This is a genomic window from Acinetobacter johnsonii, assembly GCF_048551975.1.
Classification (GTDB): domain Bacteria; phylum Pseudomonadota; class Gammaproteobacteria; order Pseudomonadales; family Moraxellaceae; genus Acinetobacter; species Acinetobacter johnsonii_A.
Genome location: NZ_JBIMCF010000057.1, coordinates 1 through 3157, shown reverse-complemented (window position 1 = coordinate 3157; position 3157 = coordinate 1). Strand labels below are relative to the sequence as shown.

At 41.8% G+C, this 3157-nt stretch carries 2 protein-coding genes and 1 pseudogene; all 3 read right to left on the bottom strand.

The window, feature by feature from the left end; genetic code table 11:
• Nucleotides 1–151 (bottom strand): annotated as a pseudogene (locus tag ACG9ZB_RS16515) (IS3 family transposase); the annotation flags it as partial.
• A gap of 222 nt (nucleotides 152–373) precedes the next feature.
• The gene (locus ACG9ZB_RS16510; RefSeq protein ID WP_419326786.1) at nucleotides 374–1525 is read right to left on the bottom strand and encodes a hypothetical protein; all 1152 of its coding nucleotides are present in this window, start codon (nucleotides 1523–1525) and stop codon (nucleotides 374–376) included.
• A 77-nt stretch (nucleotides 1526–1602) separates the two neighbouring features.
• On the bottom strand, nucleotides 1603–3157 hold a 1555-nt coding region (locus tag ACG9ZB_RS16505; RefSeq protein WP_419326785.1), incomplete at its 5' end, for a hypothetical protein.

Below are 3157 nucleotides of genomic sequence, written 5' to 3'. Positions count from 1 at the left end.
GCACAGTTGATCTTCCTTGAATACCATATTTTGCCTGAGCTTGTTTATAAGTAATTTGCCCTTTTTCTACTTCATGTACAACCATCATTTTAAAGGCCAAGCTATAATCACGTTGTGTACGTTTAACTCGTTGTTCTCGTGCATGTTCCATAAAATAAGTCTCTTAAAGGTGTAAACTTATTTCAGGACGGGACAATGATATCTTTAAAAAAAGCCTATCGCTAAGATAGGCTTTTTTTATGTCAATGAGTTGGATCAAGCACCTTAAAGGCTGTTGAATGCATCGATTAAATAGGCGAAAAAGAAGCTGATGTGGATATCCGTGGATAAGTGAGAACTTATCCACAGTTCAGCCTAAAGATTCATCACGGCCTTAAAATAAAGCCTCAAAACGCACCAATGCACTGACGTAATGACTACGGTCTTCACGGTGATCATTAAAATAATTTAAGTCACCTTGGATATAAAACCACTCCCTTAAGAACGGTTGACGCCACGAGACAAAAGGTCCCCAACGGTTCAAACGCAGGTCGTCGTTGTTGTAGAAACCGCCGGTATAAATGCCGTAGTTAAAACGATTGCCATGAAAGAATTGGTGTTGTCTAAAACTATAGTTATCCCAGAGCAGATCATCATCTTGATCGTCTGCATAGGTCAGGCTGAACTGATTGGATAAAAATGGTTGATTGGGTCGTGCATGGGTCAGCTCTAGGTTGGTACGTAAATAATTTTCACTGTCGATACCATAACGATAAATCTGTTCAGCATAAGCGCGGAAATCATTGTCGAGTTTCCATTCTTTCGATAACTCGATCCGCGCATAGATATCATCCCCTGAACGTACACCCAAGTCGAAATCGGTTTCAAAAGGCAGACGATCTGATAATTGCGACCATCTTAAAGCCAGTGAGCTATTGGCATCACGGGTTTGGCGGCGGTCAAATGTTTTATCGTTATTCGCACTGGGTGGATTTTCATTGGTAATTGCAACATTGTTTTGTAGTTCATTATCTAATGAGTCATCCCCAAATACGACACTGAGTTTATGTTCTAAAGTTGGAAGTTTGACTCGACCCCGAATACGCGGTTTTACATCATATTCATCATGTTTATTCCAGCGGTTATCGATCAAGACACGTAATGTGGCTGTGGCTGGTTTTTTAGGATCGGTTTCACCAAACCAATTGTCCATTTTGGCTGCTGTTCGGTCTGCCCAGTTTCGAACTTTTTTTTGCTGGCGGTCGACCCACGTGCGTTCTTCAGTGAGGTCAGTCGTGGGCACAATCAGCTCATCCGATTCTTCAGGTAGAACGGTTGGAAGTGAGTCAATCCACTGTGGAATTTGATATAAAAGTCCACTACTGTTGGGGGACGATGCGATTTTGTCAATTTCAGCCACATCGTGAGGCGGCACAAAATGTTGTGTGTTGGTGGTATTGCTTTCTGCCCAAGCCACGTTGACGCATGTACCTAAACTTAAGCAGAAAAATAAAGAGATAGATCCCACATGTTGAGTTCTTAGCATGCTTTCGTACTTTATTGTTCTTCGATGTTTTAGTGTTGTAAATTTCACATAAGAACACAAGTAGAAAATACAAAACTCTACAACTTGCTGCCAAGTTGTTTTTGAATAGAATCAAATAATTGAAACACAGTGATAGGTTGAGGTAAAGTAGAAATGGTATTTTGAATCAGTTGCCAACTGACGCCGTGCTGTCGGTCTAAGACCAAGCATGGATATGCGATCTCGGCACGTGAGAGTTCAACACGTTTTTGACCATGAATTACTCGAATTTTTTGTCGTTCTTTTAACACTAAAATGGGGGTATTTACGTCTGCGGAGCTTTCTTCAAACTGGATGAATTTACGGCTATTGAGTAGATCGGCCAGAATAAAGGGGTGATAGTCCTCAATATGCCAGACCAGTTTGGCCTGTTGGGTATACAGCTGAAAAATCGAAAACACATCATGCATGTGACCCTGTAGCTGATCCCATTCAATTTCGCGAATGGCTGCGAGTTGATGCTGACAACTCTGGGCAAATTGTTGACTTAGGCGAATGGCTTCCGTGGGACTATCAGCACCGAATAGAGCCAGATATCTAAGAAACCTTCCGTGCTGATTAGTCTGTTCTGCCAAATAGATGGGATAGTCCAAGCAGTGATCGAGTTGGTCGCTGTGGATCAAAAAATCGATATTTTGATTGATCTCAATGCGCTCTAAAATGTCGAGGCCATAAAACCTAGGATCTAAGTTTGGTTGATGCAGCGCGCGCAATTTCGCTTGATATTGCCCCAGATTGATCTGTGTGGGCAGTATGGGTTGCGCAGCAGTGGCCCATGTTTCTGAATTTTCTGTAGGGCTATCCTGCAAAACAGGGCATGGTGCTGTCACCTCGCTTTCAAGTGGATTTTGCTGATGAGATACAAATGAAATGTCTGTGTCTTGTGGTTCAGCTAAGATCGATCGCTTTTGGATAAAGTCCTGAATGGCAAGCGTTGAAATAGATGCACTTGGCTTGAGTTCAAATCGAATAGGTGTAACGGCCTCAATGATAAATTCATCCTGAGGTGGAGATAGCCCATCACTTAAAAGAGGCAGATTTCTGAGAATCAAATGATTTTCTGCTGATACTTCAGATTGAAGATCTAAATCTGTTTTTACAATATCGACCTGATTTTCAAGTTCCTTATCTTGTTTGATGCTTGCCTCAATAGCATTAATAGAGATCACTTCTTCTACAGTGTTTTGTTTACAAGAGCTGAGTTTAGCTTCTTCAATTTGAGTTGCATTTGGGTTGCTGTCGAATGTGGGGTGTATTTCGGTATTGAAATGAAGTACTGCTTCAGCCTTAGATAAAACTAGACCAGAATCTGGGCTGACTTCGGGGAAGAATGATTCTGACTCTTGGGGCTGTTTAGCCGATGTATCATTTGTAGCAATGCTTAAAAGCTCAATACCCGTGAAAACAAAAGCATTGCTAACCACATTTTCCTGTGCCTGCCCAATAGCAGTTTTTTCATCGAATATTGTTGCAAGAGGGACGATAAGCTGGTCTCGTGCAACTTCTGCAACTTCTGCAACTTCTGCAACTTCTGCAACTTCTGCAACTTCTGCAACTTCTGCAACTTCTGCAACTTCTGCAACTTCTGCAACT